The sequence below is a fragment of the Terribium retamae genome (genome assembly GCF_022347545.1).
In the GTDB taxonomy this organism is placed as follows: domain Bacteria; phylum Pseudomonadota; class Alphaproteobacteria; order Rhizobiales; family Rhizobiaceae; genus Mesorhizobium; species Mesorhizobium retamae.
This window is the reverse complement of the sequence record NZ_JAKREW010000003.1, coordinates 41,692-58,004: the sequence shown is the minus strand read 5'-3', so window position 1 is coordinate 58,004 and position 16,313 is coordinate 41,692. Positions and strand designations below refer to the sequence as shown.

At 60.9% G+C, this 16,313-nt stretch carries 22 protein-coding genes and 1 other RNA gene; 15 read left to right on the top strand and 8 right to left on the bottom strand.

All coding sequences use genetic code 11. The annotated features are described in order from the left end of the window. Positions 1–85: 85 nt before the first annotated feature. From L4923_RS05205 to L4923_RS05195, 3 genes are all read left to right on the top strand, one after another. Positions 86–448 carry a hypothetical protein gene (locus L4923_RS05205; protein ID WP_239362578.1) on the top strand — a complete coding sequence of 121 codons (363 nt, stop codon included), beginning with the start codon at positions 86–88 and terminating at the stop codon, positions 446–448. A gap of 228 nt (positions 449–676) precedes the next feature. Then, positions 677–1,030: a DUF2934 domain-containing protein gene (locus L4923_RS05200; RefSeq protein WP_239362577.1), complete on the top strand. Its 354-nt coding sequence runs from the start codon at positions 677–679 to the stop codon at positions 1,028–1,030. A gap of 307 nt (positions 1,031–1,337) precedes the next feature. Further along, positions 1,338–2,540: an aromatic ring-hydroxylating oxygenase subunit alpha gene (locus L4923_RS05195; RefSeq protein ID WP_239362576.1), complete on the top strand. Its 1,203-nt coding sequence runs from the start codon at positions 1,338–1,340 to the stop codon at positions 2,538–2,540. A gap of 186 nt (positions 2,541–2,726) precedes the next feature. Here the strand turns inward: L4923_RS05195 and L4923_RS05190 are convergent, their stop codons facing one another. Then, entirely contained in the window at positions 2,727–3,587 is an 861-nt protein-coding gene (locus L4923_RS05190) for a helix-turn-helix domain-containing protein (RefSeq protein WP_239362575.1), read from the bottom strand. A gap of 130 nt (positions 3,588–3,717) precedes the next feature. Here L4923_RS05190 and L4923_RS05185 point away from each other — a divergent pair, with 130 nt between their 5' ends. The 3 genes from L4923_RS05185 to L4923_RS05175 all read left to right on the top strand — a co-directional run bounded on the left by L4923_RS05185 (position 3,718) and on the right by L4923_RS05175 (position 5,977). Beyond that, positions 3,718–4,650: a phytanoyl-CoA dioxygenase family protein gene (locus tag L4923_RS05185; protein ID WP_239362574.1), complete on the top strand. Its 933-nt coding sequence runs from the start codon at positions 3,718–3,720 to the stop codon at positions 4,648–4,650. A gap of 133 nt (positions 4,651–4,783) precedes the next feature. Continuing rightward, positions 4,784–5,671 (top strand): DMT family transporter, encoded by an 888-nt coding sequence (locus L4923_RS05180; RefSeq protein ID WP_239362573.1) that lies wholly within the window; start codon positions 4,784–4,786, stop codon positions 5,669–5,671. A 99-nt stretch (positions 5,672–5,770) separates the two neighbouring features. After that, positions 5,771–5,977: a hypothetical protein gene (locus tag L4923_RS05175; protein WP_239362572.1), complete on the top strand. Its 207-nt coding sequence runs from the start codon at positions 5,771–5,773 to the stop codon at positions 5,975–5,977. An 88-nt stretch (positions 5,978–6,065) separates the two neighbouring features. Here the strand turns inward: L4923_RS05175 and L4923_RS05170 are convergent, their stop codons facing one another. After that, positions 6,066–7,484, bottom strand: a complete 1,419-nt coding sequence (locus tag L4923_RS05170; protein ID WP_239362873.1) for an aminotransferase — start codon at positions 7,482–7,484, stop codon at positions 6,066–6,068. A gap of 37 nt (positions 7,485–7,521) precedes the next feature. After that, positions 7,522–7,725: a hypothetical protein gene (locus L4923_RS05165; RefSeq protein WP_239362570.1), complete on the bottom strand. Its 204-nt coding sequence runs from the start codon at positions 7,723–7,725 to the stop codon at positions 7,522–7,524. Positions 7,726–7,773: 48 nt separating this feature from the next. Here L4923_RS05165 and L4923_RS05160 point away from each other — a divergent pair, with 48 nt between their 5' ends. From L4923_RS05160 to L4923_RS05150, 3 genes are read left to right on the top strand one after another with little or no spacing between them, the layout of a single operon-like run. Next, positions 7,774–8,694 (top strand): ABC transporter permease, encoded by a 921-nt coding sequence (locus L4923_RS05160; protein ID WP_239362567.1) that lies wholly within the window; start codon positions 7,774–7,776, stop codon positions 8,692–8,694. Further along, on the top strand, positions 8,691–9,521 hold the full coding sequence (locus L4923_RS05155) for an ABC transporter permease (protein WP_239362565.1): 831 nt from the start codon (positions 8,691–8,693) through the stop codon (positions 9,519–9,521). The genes L4923_RS05160 and L4923_RS05155 overlap by 4 nt, the downstream gene beginning before the upstream one ends. Before the next feature lie 37 nt (positions 9,522–9,558). After that, a complete protein-coding gene (locus L4923_RS05150) occupies positions 9,559–10,632 on the top strand; it encodes an ABC transporter ATP-binding protein (protein WP_239362564.1) in 1,074 nt (357 codons plus the stop codon). A 97-nt stretch (positions 10,633–10,729) separates the two neighbouring features. On the opposite strand, the gene L4923_RS05145 is transcribed toward L4923_RS05150, so the two are convergent. After that, entirely contained in the window at positions 10,730–11,050 is a 321-nt protein-coding gene (locus L4923_RS05145) for an ArsR/SmtB family transcription factor (protein WP_239362563.1), read from the bottom strand. A gap of 51 nt (positions 11,051–11,101) precedes the next feature. Between L4923_RS05145 and L4923_RS05140 the strand changes: the two genes are divergently transcribed. The 6 genes from L4923_RS05140 to L4923_RS05115 are packed head-to-tail and all read left to right on the top strand — an operon-like array spanning position 11,102 to position 13,722. After that, a complete protein-coding gene (locus L4923_RS05140; protein ID WP_239362562.1) occupies positions 11,102–11,584 on the top strand; it encodes an SRPBCC domain-containing protein in 483 nt (160 codons plus the stop codon). Between the two features lie 23 nt (positions 11,585–11,607). Next, entirely contained in the window at positions 11,608–12,000 is a 393-nt protein-coding gene (locus L4923_RS05135) for a VOC family protein (RefSeq protein WP_239362561.1), read from the top strand. Positions 12,001–12,046: 46 nt separating this feature from the next. Further along, positions 12,047–12,409, top strand: a complete 363-nt coding sequence (locus tag L4923_RS05130; RefSeq protein ID WP_239362560.1) for a hypothetical protein — start codon at positions 12,047–12,049, stop codon at positions 12,407–12,409. Positions 12,410–12,425: 16 nt separating this feature from the next. After that, positions 12,426–12,896: an SRPBCC family protein gene (locus tag L4923_RS05125; RefSeq protein WP_239362559.1), complete on the top strand. Its 471-nt coding sequence runs from the start codon at positions 12,426–12,428 to the stop codon at positions 12,894–12,896. Then, on the top strand, positions 12,883–13,353 hold the full coding sequence (locus L4923_RS05120) for an SRPBCC family protein (RefSeq protein ID WP_239362558.1): 471 nt from the start codon (positions 12,883–12,885) through the stop codon (positions 13,351–13,353). Before L4923_RS05125 ends, L4923_RS05120 begins: the two co-directional genes overlap by 14 nt. A 9-nt stretch (positions 13,354–13,362) precedes the next feature. Further along, on the top strand, positions 13,363–13,722 hold the full coding sequence (locus L4923_RS05115; protein WP_239362557.1) for a VOC family protein: 360 nt from the start codon (positions 13,363–13,365) through the stop codon (positions 13,720–13,722). 39 nt (positions 13,723–13,761) lie between these two features. Here L4923_RS05115 and L4923_RS05110 read toward each other — a convergent pair whose 3' ends face one another. From L4923_RS05110 to ssrS, 4 genes are all read right to left on the bottom strand, one after another. Further along, positions 13,762–14,526, bottom strand: a complete 765-nt coding sequence (locus L4923_RS05110) for a TerC family protein (RefSeq protein WP_239362556.1) — start codon at positions 14,524–14,526, stop codon at positions 13,762–13,764. Between the two features lie 74 nt (positions 14,527–14,600). Continuing rightward, a complete protein-coding gene (locus L4923_RS05105; RefSeq protein ID WP_239362555.1) occupies positions 14,601–15,425 on the bottom strand; it encodes a TIGR00282 family metallophosphoesterase in 825 nt (274 codons plus the stop codon). 8 nt (positions 15,426–15,433) lie between these two features. Next, positions 15,434–16,015 carry a 5-formyltetrahydrofolate cyclo-ligase gene (locus L4923_RS05100; protein WP_239362554.1) on the bottom strand — a complete coding sequence of 194 codons (582 nt, stop codon included), beginning with the start codon at positions 16,013–16,015 and terminating at the stop codon, positions 15,434–15,436. Positions 16,016–16,129: 114 nt separating this feature from the next. Next, positions 16,130–16,286, bottom strand: a non-coding RNA gene (gene ssrS, locus L4923_RS05095) — 6S RNA. Positions 16,287–16,313: the final 27 nt, after the last annotated feature.

Here is a 16,313-nt window from a genome sequence, read left to right as displayed (position 1 = left end):
GAAATGACCCGGTGAGCGGCCGCTTGAGGACTCATTGTCGTATTCTGTTGGCTGGCCAGCGGGGGCCAACCGGAAAGGGAAACCCATGCATAAGGCTCTGTTGCTTGCGGCAAGCATTTCTTTCGTCGGCGTCTTTGCGGCGAACGCTCAATCGTCGACACCACAAGCACCGTCCAATCCGCCGGCGTCCGCACCAAGCGCCACTCCCAAGATCCAGCGCATCAACGTAGTCGATGTCAGCGAACTGCCCCAGGCGACGCAGAAAGAGGTCGAACAGATCGTTGCGCAAGGCAGCGATGACAGTCTCAAGCAGCTGCGCAGCAATATCGACGCTGTCCCCGAAGCCACTGCCGCTCTGAAGGCCAAGGGCTCGACATCGGCACAGGTCGTGGCCACGAGCATGGGACAGGATGGTACTTTGACGCTGATTACGAAGAAAAACAGTTAGAACACTTCCTGCTCAGAATACACAAAACCCCGGCGGCTGCCGGGGTTTTCGTTTTGGACCAGCCGATAGCTGTGGCGCAACAAGCTCCCGGTGCGTTTCGAGAAACCCGCCTGATCCCAGACACTTGCCAGCGCCCTCACCTTGCGGAAATATGCAAATGTTCAACCTGCGGCTGCGCATGGTTTGCTGCATCGCGCGGGTATGCGTCGAACATCAGGAGAGATGTCCATGGCAGACGACAGGCAAGAACGCATCCGGCAGCGCGCCCATGAAATCTGGGAACGCGAGGGCAGGCCGCATGGCGCGCACGAACGCCACTGGCATCAGGCCGCGGGCGAGGTCGAGGCCGAAGAGAGCAAAAAGCCCGCCCGAAATGCCGCCGCCAAATCCGCCAAGGCTGCAGCTCCCGCCAAGGCCGCCAAGCCGAAGGCGGTGAAACCTGCAAAGGTGCCAGCCGCACCCGCAAAGGCGGCTTCTACGGCGAAGGCTCCGGCAAAGTCCGCGAAACCCACGGCGAAGGTCGAGGCAAAGCCGGTCGCCAAGAAGGCGGCAAAGCCGAAAGCGCCTGCTAAAGCTGGATAAACCGGCGCTACGATCGTCTCTTGCAAGAACGCATTCCGAAAGTCAGCCAAAGGCTTTCGGGATAACCGTTGCTTGACCCTTCGCAAGGCCGCTTCGTCAACGGGCCCACACGAAGAGGCGAAGGCATTTCGTTTTCGCGCGCAAAACGGCCCGCACCGAGCATCGATTAATACCGGGAAAGCCAGAAAAATTCCTGCACAAGCACCTCGGCGTTTTCGCACGTGCGAACCACGAAAATCACAAGCCGTTGCATTTCCATAACAAATATGCTTATATTGAATGATTATTCAATAAGAAAGCATCCATCATGAACCCACATTTTCGCGATGTGGCAATTCCCGACAATTGGGATCGCAGCGGCTTGCCGGGCTGGGCCTATCACTCCGATGCGCTGCTGGAACTGGAGAAGGAGCATCTGTTCCGCACCCATTGGCAGATCGCCGGCCACGTCTCCGACGTCTCAAATCCGGGCGACTATCTGACCATGGATGTGGTCGGCGAACGCGCGCTGATCGTGCGCGGCAAGGACGGCGTCGTGCGTGGCTTCCACAATCTGTGCCGGCATCGCGGCAGCCGGGTGGTGGCCGACACTCAGGGCCATTGCGCCAACGCCTTGGTCTGCCCTTTCCACGGCTGGGTCTATAATCTCGACGGCACGCTGCGCGGCGCCGCCCGCCCTCGGTCTTTTCCCGAACTGGACAAGACCGAATTCGGCCTGAAGCCACTCGATCTGGAAATCTGGATGGGCTTCATCTTCATCCGTTTCCGAGACGGCGGTCCACAGCCTTCGGTGGCCGAGCTTTTGAAACCGATCGAAGCAGAGTTCGTGCCCTACCGTGCCGCGGACATGGTTCCGTCCTGGGGCATCTGGACCCAGAAAAGCCCGGTCAACTGGAAGTCGGTGCGTGACGTCGACAATGAAGGCTACCACGTCGCGATGGCGCATCCGGCGCTACAAGACCTTTATGGCTCAACCTATTACGACGAGCCTTTCATCAATGGCGTCTCGCGCTCCTATGCAACCTACAATCCGCATGCTGGCCGCCGCTGGAGCGTCAAGAACTATGTCCGGATTGCGCCGCAACCGGACCACCTTCCCGATGCGCAGAAGAAGGCTTGGATCTATTATGGTCTCTTTCCCAACGCCGTCATCGCGGTAACCCCGGAATCGGTGCAGTTCTATCAGGAATTCCCGCTGTCGACCGGCGAAACGCTGCTCCGCGGCGCCATCTACCGTTATGCCGACGAGAGCCGCGAGCAGGCTGCCGCTCGCTATCTTGCCTTCCGCATCGACCGCGACACCATGGCCGAAGATGTTCAGCTTTCGGTCTGGTCGAACGAATCGATGCTGTCGGAGGCTTTCGCCGGCTTCTACATGTCCGACCTGGAGTATGGTGTGCGCACGCATCACGACCATCTGCGCCGGCAGCTGCCGGTGCTTTCGCTGGAGACCCAGCCGGCCGAGAAGGACATGGATGCGCTCAACGCCGCCCTGCTCAGCCGGGTCTAGAGCGTTTCCGTTTTTCACGGAAACGCGGAAACGCTCTAAGTTTTTGTTTTCGTCGCATTTTTGTAACGCCAAGTGATTCCACCTGGCTACAAAATGCTCTAGCGGCGACGGCTGGCGCCCAACCGGCGCGCTGGTGCGGGCAGAGAGAGCCACGCATTGATCAGTCCGTGATCGGTATGCAGACCGCTAAGATCTGAACTTTGCGCGGTAGTCGCGAGGCGACATACCGCGCAGGCGACGGAAATGCCTGTTGAAGTTGGCGAATGAGCCGTACCCGATCGCACTCGCGATGTGCTGGATCGGCTGGTTCGTTCCTGACAGGCGCGCGCAGGCGTCGCCGATGCGCAGGCGGATGATGTAGTCTGAAATCGTCGCGCGCATGTGCCGGCGAAACAGCCGGTGCGTCCCCGAAACGCTGAGCGCAGCGATGCCGGCAAGTTCCTCCAGCCGGATTTCCCGCGCATAGGATTGATGGATGTGGGTCAGCACACGGTCGATGCGCTCGGCACCCGCATCCCGCTCCATCGGCACCAGCGCCTCGCTGGAAAGGGGCTCAGCTTCGGCATCGTACGCCAGCCTGTTGAGGATGGCGAGCATGGCAAGAAGCCGCTCCGGCGCCGGCAACTCGAACAACCGCTCAAAATCGTCGGCAAGTGCGATAGCCGACGCTTTCGAGAAGCGCAGCCCTGTGCCGGCGCCGGCGACAAGCGCGGCGACAGCGCCAAGCTCTACCGACGATTTGGTGATCGCTTCGATCCATTCCTGCCGGAACCACACCACCAACGCCACATGCGGGAGGGTGGGGTCCAGTTTCTCCGAAGACGACCATGTGTGAGGCAGGTTGGAACCGACCAGAACCAGATCGATACCGTCGAAGGTGCCGACGTGATCTCCGATGAAACGGTGCCCGCGCGAATTCAGCGTCAAGGTCAGTTCGAGCTCGGGATGGTGATGCCATTGAAACGGGATGCCGTCGTCGAGGCGCCGGTTCAGCATGCTCCAGGAGGCGTCGGGGCTCGGTGGCACCCGTTCAAGATAGGGCTTCATGCGGCGCTGCTCGTAGTCATAAACGCCAGAATAGTATCAAAATTCGCTGGTGCAGGACAACATTGCCTTGCTCGTCTCGCTATTCTTCCACTCATGCCCTCACTTGGGCATCAGCCAGGGAGAGAACGCCATGCAAGCAGCAGCCGTAAAAGATCACCATCCGACCACGACGATGTCGACCCAGTTGAAGGATATCGAGAAGACGCTGCCGCTGCGCGTGCTTTCGGAAGATGACTGGCAGCACTGGATCACCAACGGCTACGTCATCGTGCGTCAGGCGGTACCCGCCGAGAACGTCAAGCGTCTGGTGGATCTTCTGTGGCGCTTCGATGAGAAGGATCCCGCCGATCCTTCCACCTGGTATGCGCCGCAGCGGCGCGAGCACAAGATGAAGGAGCTCAACAACACCGGCATGCTGGAGATCTACAATCACCAGTATCTCTGGGACAATCGCATGGAGCGGCGCATCTACGACGCCTTCGTCGATATCTGGGATCGCGAGGATCTGTGGGTGACGATCGACCGGGCCAATCTCAACCCCCCGAAGAAGGTCAAGGGCAATCCCAACGGCTTCATCCACTGGGACGTAGACACCTCGATCCGCCCGCTGCCGATTGGCGTGCAGGGTGTGCTCAGCCTGCAGAAGCAAGATGGTGATGTCGGCGGCTTCCAATGCGTACCGAAGCTGTTCTCCGATTTGGAGGCGTGGGAAAAAACCCAGCCTGCCGACCGCGATCCGATGCACCCCGACATGACCGGCTTGGAGACCGTCAACATCGAGATGGAAGCCGGCGACCTGATGATCTTCAACTCGCTGCTCGCCCATGGTGTGCGCCCGAACCATTCCGACAGCCGTGTGCGCATGGCGCAGTACATTTCCATGCACCCGGCGGAATGGGAGAATGAATCGGAACGCCGGGAACGCATCCGCCTGTGGCGCGAACTCGACCATCCGCAGCGCGATGCCTTCCCGGGCGATCCTCGTGAGTGGGAAAAACACAACGCGACGACCGCAACCCTGACACCGCTCGGCGAGAAGCTGCTCGGTCTGACGCGGTGGTGAGGCCGAGTAGTTCTGTCAGCGCCCCTTCCCCTTCAGGGGAAGGGATCGAAGCGCAGCGTCCCGCCCGGAACTCCGGGATCTGGATCAACGTGTTTGGCTGTAACGGTATGAGGCTTCGCGCTAGAAGCCATGCATGAGCGCACCCGTAGGCCTATCCCCGCAAACCAGAGGCATCCTGCTGATGGCTGCGGTGGCCTTTGCCATCCAGATCGTCGACGGACTGGCGAAATATCTCAGTGCCGACTATTCGCCGCTCTTCATCGGCTGGGCGCGTTATGCGGTGGCGACCATCATCTTGCTTCCTTACGCCTTCGCACGTCATGGCCGGCACATCTTCCCCTCTGAACGCCTCGGCGCGCATATGCTGCGCACCATTCTGCTGGTGACGGCAATGTCGCTCTATTTTGTCGCCATCACCTTCATTCCGCTGGCGACCGCCATCAGCGCCTATTTCATCGCGCCCATCCTCGGCATGCTGCTGTCGGTTCTCATCATCAAAGAGCGGATGACGCTGCTGAAAGGGATTAGCCTGGTGCTCGGTTTCGCCGGCGCCATGGTGATCCTGCGGCCGGGTGGTGCGATTGAGCCGGGCATTCTCCTGGCGCTTGCATCCGGCCTGTCCTTCGCCTTCTACATGATCGTCACCCGCAAGGCTGCCTTGGAGAGTGATCCGCTGAAGACGCTGGCGTTCCAGTGCGCCTTCGGGGCACTGATCCTGCTGCCGCAGGCGCTGTTCACCTGGTCGGTACCAGCATGGAGCGACCTCATCTTTTTCGCCGGCGTCGGCATCTTTTCCCTGATCGGCCATTTCATGCTGATTGTCGCTTTCCGGTTTGCCGAAACGTCGGTGCTTGCGCCGCTCGTCTATCTCGAGCTCGTGGGGGCTGCCATCATCGGCTATCTCGCCTTCAACGAGGTTCCCGGGCCTGCCACCATCGTTGGTGCAGCCCTCATCGTCTTCGCCGGCCTCATCTTGCTCTGGCAGAGCAAGACCGTCAGCGTCGAGGAGCCGGCAGCCTAGAGCGAACAACCGAGTTCAATATTCCGCGATCGCCGAAGGGGTCCACAAACCTCGACTGGCGTGCGATAGTCAGACGCCTAGCAGGAGGACGATGGCACCATGAACGCATGGCTCTACCTGGCGATCCCCTTCGCAATCATCGTCGCGATCTTCCTCGGCATCAGGTATCGCAATTCAAGTCGCCGGTTCATGGTGCCGCTCGTCGGCGGTTCCCTTGTGCCCGGCGATGGCGGGACGCATTTCGGCGGTGACCATCATTCCGGTGGCAGTCATGGCGGTGGTGATAGTGGCGGTGGCGACGGCTGAACGCAATTCCAGCAAAAGTGTGCGGCGGTTTTGCCTCCGGACCCTCATAGAAACAAACGTTAGGGCGTTTCCGTAAAAACCTCCAGCGTCAGCCTTGCCACAACCCTTCCCGGCGCAAATCCTCCATCGTGCGCGAGATGCCTTCGCGCAGGATCGCCACCATCGTGTCGATCTGCTCGTGCGTGATGATCAGCGGCGGCGACATCACGCACATGTTGATGAGCGGCCGCACCAGCAGTCCGAGTTCGTGGCAATGCGCGTCGATGCGCGCCCCGACTGCCTTGTCGAGTTGCAGCGGATTCTTGCTTTCGCGATCGGCCACACAGTCGACACAGGCCATCAGGCCCAACCCGCGTACCTCGCCGACCAGCGGCAGGTCTTCCAGCGTCTTCAGCCGTGTCTGGAAATAGGGCGCAACTTCGCGTGCGTGCGCCAGCACCTCGTCCTCCAGGATGTCGAGGTTCTTCAGCGCCAGCGCGCAGCCGATCGGATGGCTGGTATAAGTCAGACCATGCGCGAACATGGCGTCGGGATGGTTGGAGCGGCGCAGTTCCTCCAGCAGCCGCTCGGAAATGACCACACCGCCGAGCGGGAAATAACCGGAGGTGACACCCTTGGCGAAGGTGATCATGTCCGGATCGAGCCCGAACACGTCGCCGGAAGCAAAGACATGGCCGAGCCGGCCGAAAGCCGTCACCACCTCGTCGGAAATATAGAGGATATCGTTCTCACGACAGATTTCGCGGATTCGCTGCAGATAGCCGTCCGGCGGCACGATGACGCCACCTGAGGCTTGTACAGGTTCGCCGACGAAGGCACCGATCTTGTCTGCACCGATCGCCGCAATCCTGTCGCGGAACTCCTCGACCAGCAGGTTGGCAAAGGCGTTGACATCCAATCCCTTGGGCCGGCGGAACGGATCGGGCGAGGAAAGCTTGACCACCAGATCGTCGGTGCCGTCCATCCAGTCGCGATCGCGTGGACGGCCATTCAACGAGGCCGCCAGATAGGTCGAGCCGTGATAGGCCCCGCCGCGGGACAGGATCAGCTTCTTGTCCGGCCGACCGCGTACATTGTTGTAGAATTGCATGAAACGCAGCGCCGTCTCCACCGCTGACGAGCCGCCCGTGGTGAAGAAGACGTGGCTCAGCTCGCCAGGCGCCGCGGCAGCGATACGCCGCGCCAACTCCGCTGCGGGCGCATTCATCGTGTACCAGGGCGTGTTGTAGGAGAGCTGCATCGCCTGCTCGTACATCACCCGTGCGAGTTCCTCGCGGCGATGACCGAGATTGGTGCACCACATTCCGGCCGGACCGTCGATCAGCCGCTTGCCGTCTCCGTCGGTGATATAGACACCCTCACCGTCATCGATCAGCGCACGCGCTTCCGCACCGACGGAACCCGCAACCGGCCAGGGCTGGACGAGATGGCGCCGCGCGATCTCTACCGCATTTTCCGGTATCCCTGCATTCGCCCCACCGCTTCCTGTCTCGCGCACCGCAGCCATCACCCGCCTCGCTTCCATTTCAAGTTTTCTAAGCCAATCAATCCGCCGGAAAACAGGGATTTTTGTTCCATATTTTGAATGGCTGTTCAATCAACATCGCAGAAATATCGCTTGATTTCAACCGGCTGATACGGCCATGATGATGGAGGCCGGCAAAGAGAACAGCCACATCGGCGCGAGCACTGCGTGACTGGAGCTCGACGATAAGCGGGAACGACCGGCGCCGAAGGGGAAGCAGCATGGCGGGACAATCCAGGCCGGCGATCAGATACGCACCCGGAGCGCTGCAATGACGGCAGCCGCGGAAGGATCGCCACCGCTTGCTTCGGACGGCATCCCGCGAAGGCCACCGCTTCTGCAATCAGAATCCGTCCAGGGCCTGGCCCTGATCAGCCCGACTTTCCTTTACGCTCTCATCCTGCTCTTGCTGCCGATCCTGGTGGTGTTCGCCCATTCCTTCTGGACGCAGAACTACCTCACCATCGACCATACCTTCACGCTGCAGAATTACCGCGCCGCGTTGACCGAACCGATTTATCTCGACCTTTTATGGCGATCGCTTTTCGTATCGCTTCTCGTGTCGCTGTTCACCGTGGTGCTGGCCTATCCGATCGCCTATTTCATTTCCTTCCATGGCGGCCGTCACAAGGGCCTGTGGCTGTTCCTCATCACCATCCCGTTTTGGACGAGCTACCTGCTGCGTGTGATGTCTTGGAAGGTCATCCTCGGCTACAACGGCGTGCTCAATTCCGGCCTGATGGGCCTGGGCCTGATCAGCGAGCCTTCTACGGCCCTGCTCTACAACACCAGCGCCGTCGTCATCACACTCACCCACGCTTGGGCAGCCTTTGCCATCCTGCCGATCTTCGTCTCGCTGGAAAAAGTCGACCGCACCCTGATCGAGGCAGCGAAGGATCTCGGTGACGGGCAGCTGCGCTCCTTCCTGCGCGTGACGCTGCCGCTGTCGACCCCAGGTGTCATCTCGGCATTGCTCATCGTCATGATCCCGACAGTCGGCGACTATGTCACGCCGAAGCTGGTTGGCGGCAAGGACGGCGTCATGATCGCCAATGCCATTCAGGCCCAGTTCGGCAAGGCGGCGAATTGGCCGCTGGGTGCCGCCCTTTCGGTGACGACCATGGTCGTGGTCAGTCTGATGGCCGGCGCTGTCGTCTTTCTCGTCCGCGCGGTCGCGAGGTTGGCACGATGACTGCTCTCAGGCGCTTCCTGCCCGGCGGCAGTTCCTGGCTCACCGCCTACGCTTTCCTCTATATCGGCTTTCTTTATCTGCCGGTTGTGTTTCTGCCGATCTTCTCGATCAACACCTCGGCCTCGCCGAAATTCCCCCTCGCCGGCACCACATTGCAATGGTACCGCGACCTGCCGAAGACGCCGGCGCTTATCGACGCCGCCTGGAACAGCCTGATCGTTGGCGTCTCGGCTGCCGTCCTTGCCACGACCTTCGGCATTCTCGCTGCCCGCGCCATCACCCGCTACCGCTTTCCCGGCAGGCGGCCGATTCACGGCCTGATCATGGCGCCGCTGGTGCTGCCCGAAGTCATTGTCGCCATTTCCATGCTTCTGGTGATGCTTCAGTTGGGCCTGAGCCTCTCGCTCTTCACCGTCGTTCTCGGCCACGTGCTGATCTGCATTCCCTATTCGATGTCGGTGCTGACCTCGGGCTTCGAAGGGTTCGACCGCAGCATCGAGGAGGCATCCGCCGACCTTGGCGAGAGCGCCTTCGGCACCTTCCGGCGCGTGACCTTGCCCATGGTCACGCCGGCCATCATCTCCAGCCTGCTTGTTTCCTTCACCATATCGCTCGACGATTTCATCATCGCCTTTTTCCTGACCGGGACCGAGGCGACGCTTCCGATCTACATCTGGGGCCAGTTGCGTTTCGCAGCCAAGCTGCCGGGCGTGCTGGCGCTCGGTACGCTGTTGCTCGTCGGCTCCTTCGTGCTTCTGTCGATTGCCGAAATCCTGCGCCGCCGCGCTGCGCGACGCACCCAGTTCGAGGGACTTCTGCATGCTTGACCGGCCAATGCCCGATCGCCACGCCCCGGAGCGCACGATGATCGAAATCAGGAGCGTCACGCGCAGCTACGGTGCCTTCAAGGCGCTGGACGACTGCAGCCTCGCCATCCGCGAAGGCGAGTTCTTTTCCCTGCTCGGACCGTCCGGCTGCGGCAAGACCACACTGCTCAGGATGATCGCCGGCTTCGACAACCCCACCAGCGGCACCATTGCCGTCGGCGGGCAGGAGATGGTCGGCGTGCCGGCCAATCGGCGTCCCACCAACATGGTGTTCCAGAGCTACGCTATCTTCCCGCACCTCAATGTCGAGCAGAACGTCGCTTATGGATTGAAGCGGCTGAAGCTCGGTCCGGCTGAAGAGAAGCGCCGTGTCGACGAAGTGCTTGCCATGGTCTCTCTGAACGGTCTCGGCAAGCGGGGCGCACATGAACTCTCAGGCGGCCAGCGCCAACGCGTAGCGTTGGCCCGCGCGCTGGTGATGCGACCGAAAGTGCTGCTGCTCGACGAACCGCTGTCGGCGCTGGACAAGAAACTGCGCGAACAGATGCAGGTCGAGCTGCGCCGCCTGCAGCAGGCAGTCGGCATCACCTTCATCCTGGTCACTCACGACCAGTATGAAGCGCTTGCCATGTCCGATCGTATCGCCGTGATGTTCGGGGGGCGCATCGCCCAGATCGCCTCGCCGAAGGAAATCTACCAGCGCCCGGTGAACCGTCAGGTTGCCGACTTCCTTGGCGGGATGAATTTCGTGAAGGGCGAGATCGTCGAGGAAGATGGCTCCTCGATCACCGTCGACACGCTGGGCTTCGGCCGCATCACGACGGAAAAGCCGAAGGTTTTCGATCGCAGCGGCGGCGGCACCACGCTCGGCATCCGGCCGGAGAGGCTGCGCGTGTTGTGGGACAGCGCGACCGCCAAACACGAAGTGTCCGGCACGGTGGTCGAGCGGCACTATTTCGGCGAGATCACACACTTGATCGTTGAGATACCAGGTCTGGAAAAACCACTATCGGTGACCGAAACCAACGACTTCGGCGCTGACGACATCCCTGTCGGAGCGCCTATCCGGCTTGCCTATGACCGCGACGCGCTGGTCGCGATGGCAGAATAATACCAACGGTCATATTGAATGACCGTTGGAGCGCGCGACCGCGCACCACGCCCATTGGCGCGAACAATCTACATCCAGGACCTTTGGCATAAGAAAATCAGCCCAGATCTGCCTTCAGGCGATCAAGGATCGAGACGGCATGGGTCGCGTACTCGCTGATCCAGCGGTCGTGAATACGCTTGATCGGCAGCGCGTCCAGATGGTTCCAGCGCTCGCGACCTTCGCGGCGGGCAACGACCAGCCCGGCTTCCTCCAGCACCTTCAGATGCATCATGACCGTACAGCGATCCATGTCGGCGAAGATATCGCACAAGGCGCCTGTCGTCTTGGGCCCATCCTTGAGTTCGTCGAGCAGAAGGCGCCGGCGCGGATGTGCCAAGGCCTTGAAAACATGGTCGTCTTTTGCTTCGCTTGACATGTTATGTTTTTATAACATGATAGGAGAAATTTCAAGCAGGAGGCTGTGGACATGTCCATCGCAATCAGGGTTTCAGGGCGCATCGGAAAACCCGTTTCCGAGGTCTTCGACGCCGTCGTCAATCCGACCAAGCTCAGCGGCTATTTTACCACCATTCGCGGAGCCTCCGCCCCGCTGGTCGCCGGCACCACGGTGGTGTGGTGGGGCGAAATTCCGGTCGAAGTCGACGAAGTCGTGCCCGAGCGCCGCATCGTCCTGCGCTGGGACGGCAGCGGACCGGACGACAAGTCTTCCTACAAGACCCGCATCGAGATGAATTTCGAACAGCTCGACGACGGAGGCACCTTCGTTACCATCGCTGAGGAGGGCTGGCGCGAGGACGAAGCAGGTCGGAAGCGCTCCTACATCAATTGCGAAGGCTGGTCGCAGATGCTGGCCTGTATGAAGGCCTATGTCGAATACGGCATCAATCTGCGCGACGGCTACTACCGCTCGGAAATGAGAGGCGAACCAGCCAATCCCGACAACATCTGATCCCATCCAGACGAGGACACGCCATGACGACAGCAGCACCGTTCCTGATGTTCGAAGGCAAGGCCGAGGAAGCCCTGACCTTCTACTGCAAGACCATTCCAGAAAGCCGCGTTGTTGATGTCGACCGCTACGGCGCGGGCGAGGCCGGACCTGAGGGCTCGATCAAGCTGGCGCGCGCCGAAATCGCCGGCCTCGAGGTCATGTTCAGCGACAGCCATGTCAAGCACGCCTTCACCTTCACGCCATCGGTATCGCTGTTCGTCACATGCACCTCCGAAACCGAGCAGTCCCGGATCGTCCAGGAACTCGGCGAAGGCGGCAAAATGCTGATGCCGCTCGACAATTATGGCTTTAGCCGGCGCTTCGCCTGGCTGAACGACCGCTTCGGCGTCTCCTGGCAAATCAATCTGCCCTGACCGCCTTATCCGATCTCACAATCTACAATCTGTATTGAGGAAATCCATGACCACGAAGATCGAAGGCGGCATCAACATCGCCATGAAAGTGCCGAGCCATCAATACGAGGCGACAGTCGCGTTCTATCGCGACACGGTTGGCCTGGCGCCGATCCCCGAAAAAGCGCCTGCCGTCGGTTTCAAGCTCGGTCCCAATCAGCTCTGGATCGATGAAGACGCGACGATGAGCCAGGCCGAAGTCTGGCTGGAGCTGTTCACGCCCAATTCCGGCGGCGCGCTGCAGCGGCTAGCCGAAGCGGGCGTGGTGCGCTGCGACCCGATCGAGCCGCTCGGGGAGGGTTTTCGCGGCGGCTGGATCATGAACCCTGCCAACATCGTGCACATGGTGCGCGAACCCGACGCCTGGTGACAGCTGAACGAAGGCCATGGACGGAAACCTCTCCACGACCGACGAGGCCATCCGGCTGACACGCACGGTCCGGGTCACGCCGGCTGTACTCTGGGCGCTGCTGACGCAGAATGCCCATATCCACCACTGGTGGGGCAATCACGTTAGCTTGCAGCCGCACGTCGGCGGCTCCTTCCGTGAGACATGGAGCAACGGCGATCGCATGGTGACCACCTCCGGCACGGTGCTGGAAGCAGTCCCTCCCAGCCGCCTCGTGCTGGCCTGGAGCGATGATGACTGGCCGGAGACGACGCGCCTGATGCTGACGATCGCCGCCCAGACCGGCAATGCTTCACATCTCGAACTTGTGCATGACGGCTGGGAAATATTCCAGCCCGGGCGCCGTGCACGGTTGCTGGCCGACCACTTCGCCGGGTGGCAGCATCACCTCACCAACCTCTCTGCCTATGCCGAAGCCCGAACGGAGGATCCCGATGGAACTGCGTGAAGCCCCTGTCGCCAACACCGGAATGCTGATCCGCAAGCCGGCGGCCGAAGTCTATGAAGCCTTCATCGATCCAGCCATCACCGCGAAATTCTGGTTCACACATGGCAGCAACCGGCTCGATTCGGGTCGTGCCATCGAGTGGGAGTGGCGCATGTACGACTTCAAATCTCCGGTCGTCGTCAGGGAACTGGTCAAAGACCGGAAGATCGTCGTCGGCTGGGGTGAGCCGGCCACGACAGTGGAATGGACCTTCGAGCCGATGCTTGACGGCACCGCCACCTTCGTCACCATCCGAAATTCCGGCTTCCAGGGCGATGCGGACCAGCAGGTCAAGACCGCGGTGGACTCCACGGACGGTTTTTCGCTTGTGCTCTCAGGCGCGAAGGCCTGGCTGGAAAACGGCGTCACGCTTGGATTGATCGCAGATCGGCATCCAGCCGGCGCGCCGGCCACGTAGGCGCAATTCATGCACACGGTGTTTCGCGGAATTTTCCTGACGTCGGCGAACCCTGCCGAAACCGCTGCGTTCTATCGCCATGTGGCAGGACTGCCGCTCGAACAGGTCGGTACACCGAACAGCTACATTTACTGGCGCCTCGACCGCGACGGGGTTCAATTGGCCATCCATGACGCAGCCGCGTTCGCCGCCTATAGCCAGCCGCCCCTGGCCGGGTCGAACCTGACTCATCTCTATTTCCAGATAGACGACAGGGAAACCTTTCTGGCTCGATTGAAGGAACTCGCCATCGAGCCCTTCGCGACGGACGATGTCGTCATCACCGTCACGGATCCCGACGGCCGCAAAGTCATGTTCGGCACGGCTTGAAGACCTTGCCCATCCCCGCGGGAGACGGGCAAGACGGCCTTAATGCCCGTCGCTTTTCTTCGCTTTCTTGCGCCGCGCCAGCATGTTGAGCGCTTCAACCAGCGCCGAGAAGCCCATGGCGGCGTAGATGTAGCCCTTCGGCACATGGTAGCCCATGCCGTCGGCGATCAGCGTCATGCCGATCATCAGCAGGAAACCCAGCGCCAGCATCACGATGGTGGGGTTCTTGGCGATGAAATTGGCCAGCGGCGCAGCAGCCAGCAGCATGACTGCCACGGTGATGATGACCGCGATGTACATGATGGCAATCTCGTCGGTCATGCCGACCGCAGTGATGATGGAATCGATGGAGAACACCAGATCGAGCAGCAGGATCTGGAAGATGGCACCGCCAAGACTGATCTGCAGCGTCTCGCCGATCATCGAATCCTGATGGTCCTCTGGATCGACCGTGTGATGGATCTCCTTCGTGGCCTTCCACACCAAGAAAAGGCCACCGGCGATCAGGATGAGATCGCGCCAGGAGAAATCATGACCAAAGGCACTGAAAACCGGCGCCGTCAGCCCGACGATGATGGATATCGTGGCAAGCAGCACGAGCCGCATGATCAGGGCCGCACCGATGCCCAGCCGGCGCGCCTGCGCGCGCTGGGCTTCCGGCAGCTTGTTGGTGAGGATCGAGATGAAGATGAGATTGTCGATGCCGAGAACGATCTCGAGCGCGATCAGGGTCAGCAAAGCAGCCCAGGCGGTCGGATCGTTGACGAAGGTGAAATACGGCGCAAGAAACTCGATGATCTGCATGGAGGTCGTCTTCCCCTTGAACGATCTGAAGCAGTTTCAGCGGCAGTTAAGTACGATGGTCCCCGTCTTCAATCTCACAACCAGAAGGAAGGAACGGTTTCTTCCAGTCTCGGCCCGCGACGAAACGGCGCAACGCGTTCCGCCAGACCCGTACGGTCGGAAATATCGACGCCGACGCCGCAAAGCGTAGCAGGACCATTGGCTGCTTCGAAGCGGCCTTTCGGAACTTTCGAGAGAAACCGGTTGAGTGGTTCCTCCTTGTCCATGCCGAGCGAGGAATCATAGTCGCCGCACATGCCGGCGTCTGTCAGATAAGCGGTTCCGCCATTGAGGATCTGGTGATCCGCGGTCGGCTGGTGCGTGTGCGTGCCGACCACCAGCGAGGCCCGTCCATCGACGAAATGTGCGAAGCAAATCTTTTCGCTGGTCGCCTCGGCGTGGAAATCGATCACAACCGCGTCGGCCTGCTCGCCGAGCGGACAGGCGGCGAGTTCACGCTCGCCCGCCTGGAACGGGTCATCGAGTTCGGGGTGCATGAACACCCGGCCCATGATGTTTGCGACCAGCACACGCGCACCGTTGCGCGCGATGTAGACGCCGGAGCCGCGCCCTGGCGTGCCCTTCGGGAAATTGGCCGGCCTTAGGAAGCGTTCCTCGCGCGGCGCAAAATTCAGCGCATCGCGCTGGTCCCAGACATGGTTGCCGGTGGTTACTACATCGGCACCGGCGGCAATCGTCTCGCGGAAAATCTCCTCGGTGATGCCAAAGCCACCGGCGGCGTTCTCGCCATTGACGATGACGAAATCCAGTTTGAAATCGGAGATCAGCCCAGGCAATTGTTCCCACACCGCCGTGCGGCCCGTCTTGCCCACCATGTCGCCCAGAAAAAGCAGCCTCATGCGGTCATCTATAACTGCTGGGTAAACCGCCGCAAGCCGCTCTCGGTCAGGATTTCGGGGATGACCACGTCGTGTGGCTCGTCCGGCACTTCGGGCACTTCCTGGCAGTCGAAGGCGATGCCGATCAGGCGCGGTTGTTTGCCGGCGTCGTGAAGTCGGCTGATCGCCCGGTCATAGTAGCCGGCGCCGTAGCCGATGCGGTGGCCGCGGGGATCGAAAGCGGCCAGTGGGATCAGCATGATATCCGGGTCCAGTACCTCGGCTTCCTCGCCGGGGCCATGCGTGCCGAACCCCATCTCGACCAGCGGCGCGCCGCGTACCAGTTCGCGAAAGGCGATCGTGGTCTTGTCGAGGATTGCCGGTAGGCAGAGCCGCGCACCATGTTCACGCAATGCGAACATCATCGGCCTTACATCGACCTCCGAGCGCATCGGCCAGAAGCCTGAGACGATAGCGCCAGGCTCGAACGAGACATTGTCACGTGCGGTCTCAGCCATCTCCAGCGACGCTTCGATGCGCCAGAATGGGTCGAGCGCGTCACGGCGTGCCAGCGCTTCCTTGCGCAGTTGTTTCTTGCGTTCCTTGTGCATGGCGGCGCGCGTTCCTCTCCGACAGCTTGCCTATGCCATGACACGCCAAACGGCGCTGTCGCAACGGCGACCTTCGGGCAACACAGTGCGTTAAGGGCGGAAAAGGGAGGAAAGCGACGATCCACGCAACCGGTGGAGAAGTTGATCCCGGGAACCTACAAAGTAGGTGGGCGCCATATGTCCGAACCCACGGGTCCGGTCAGGGACAGCTCCCTTCGAGATCAATAAGGCCCCGGGGAAATGTCTCTCCTGCCGCGAGGCGCAGACCGTCGCCGGCAAATATAGGGATTACTTTTCC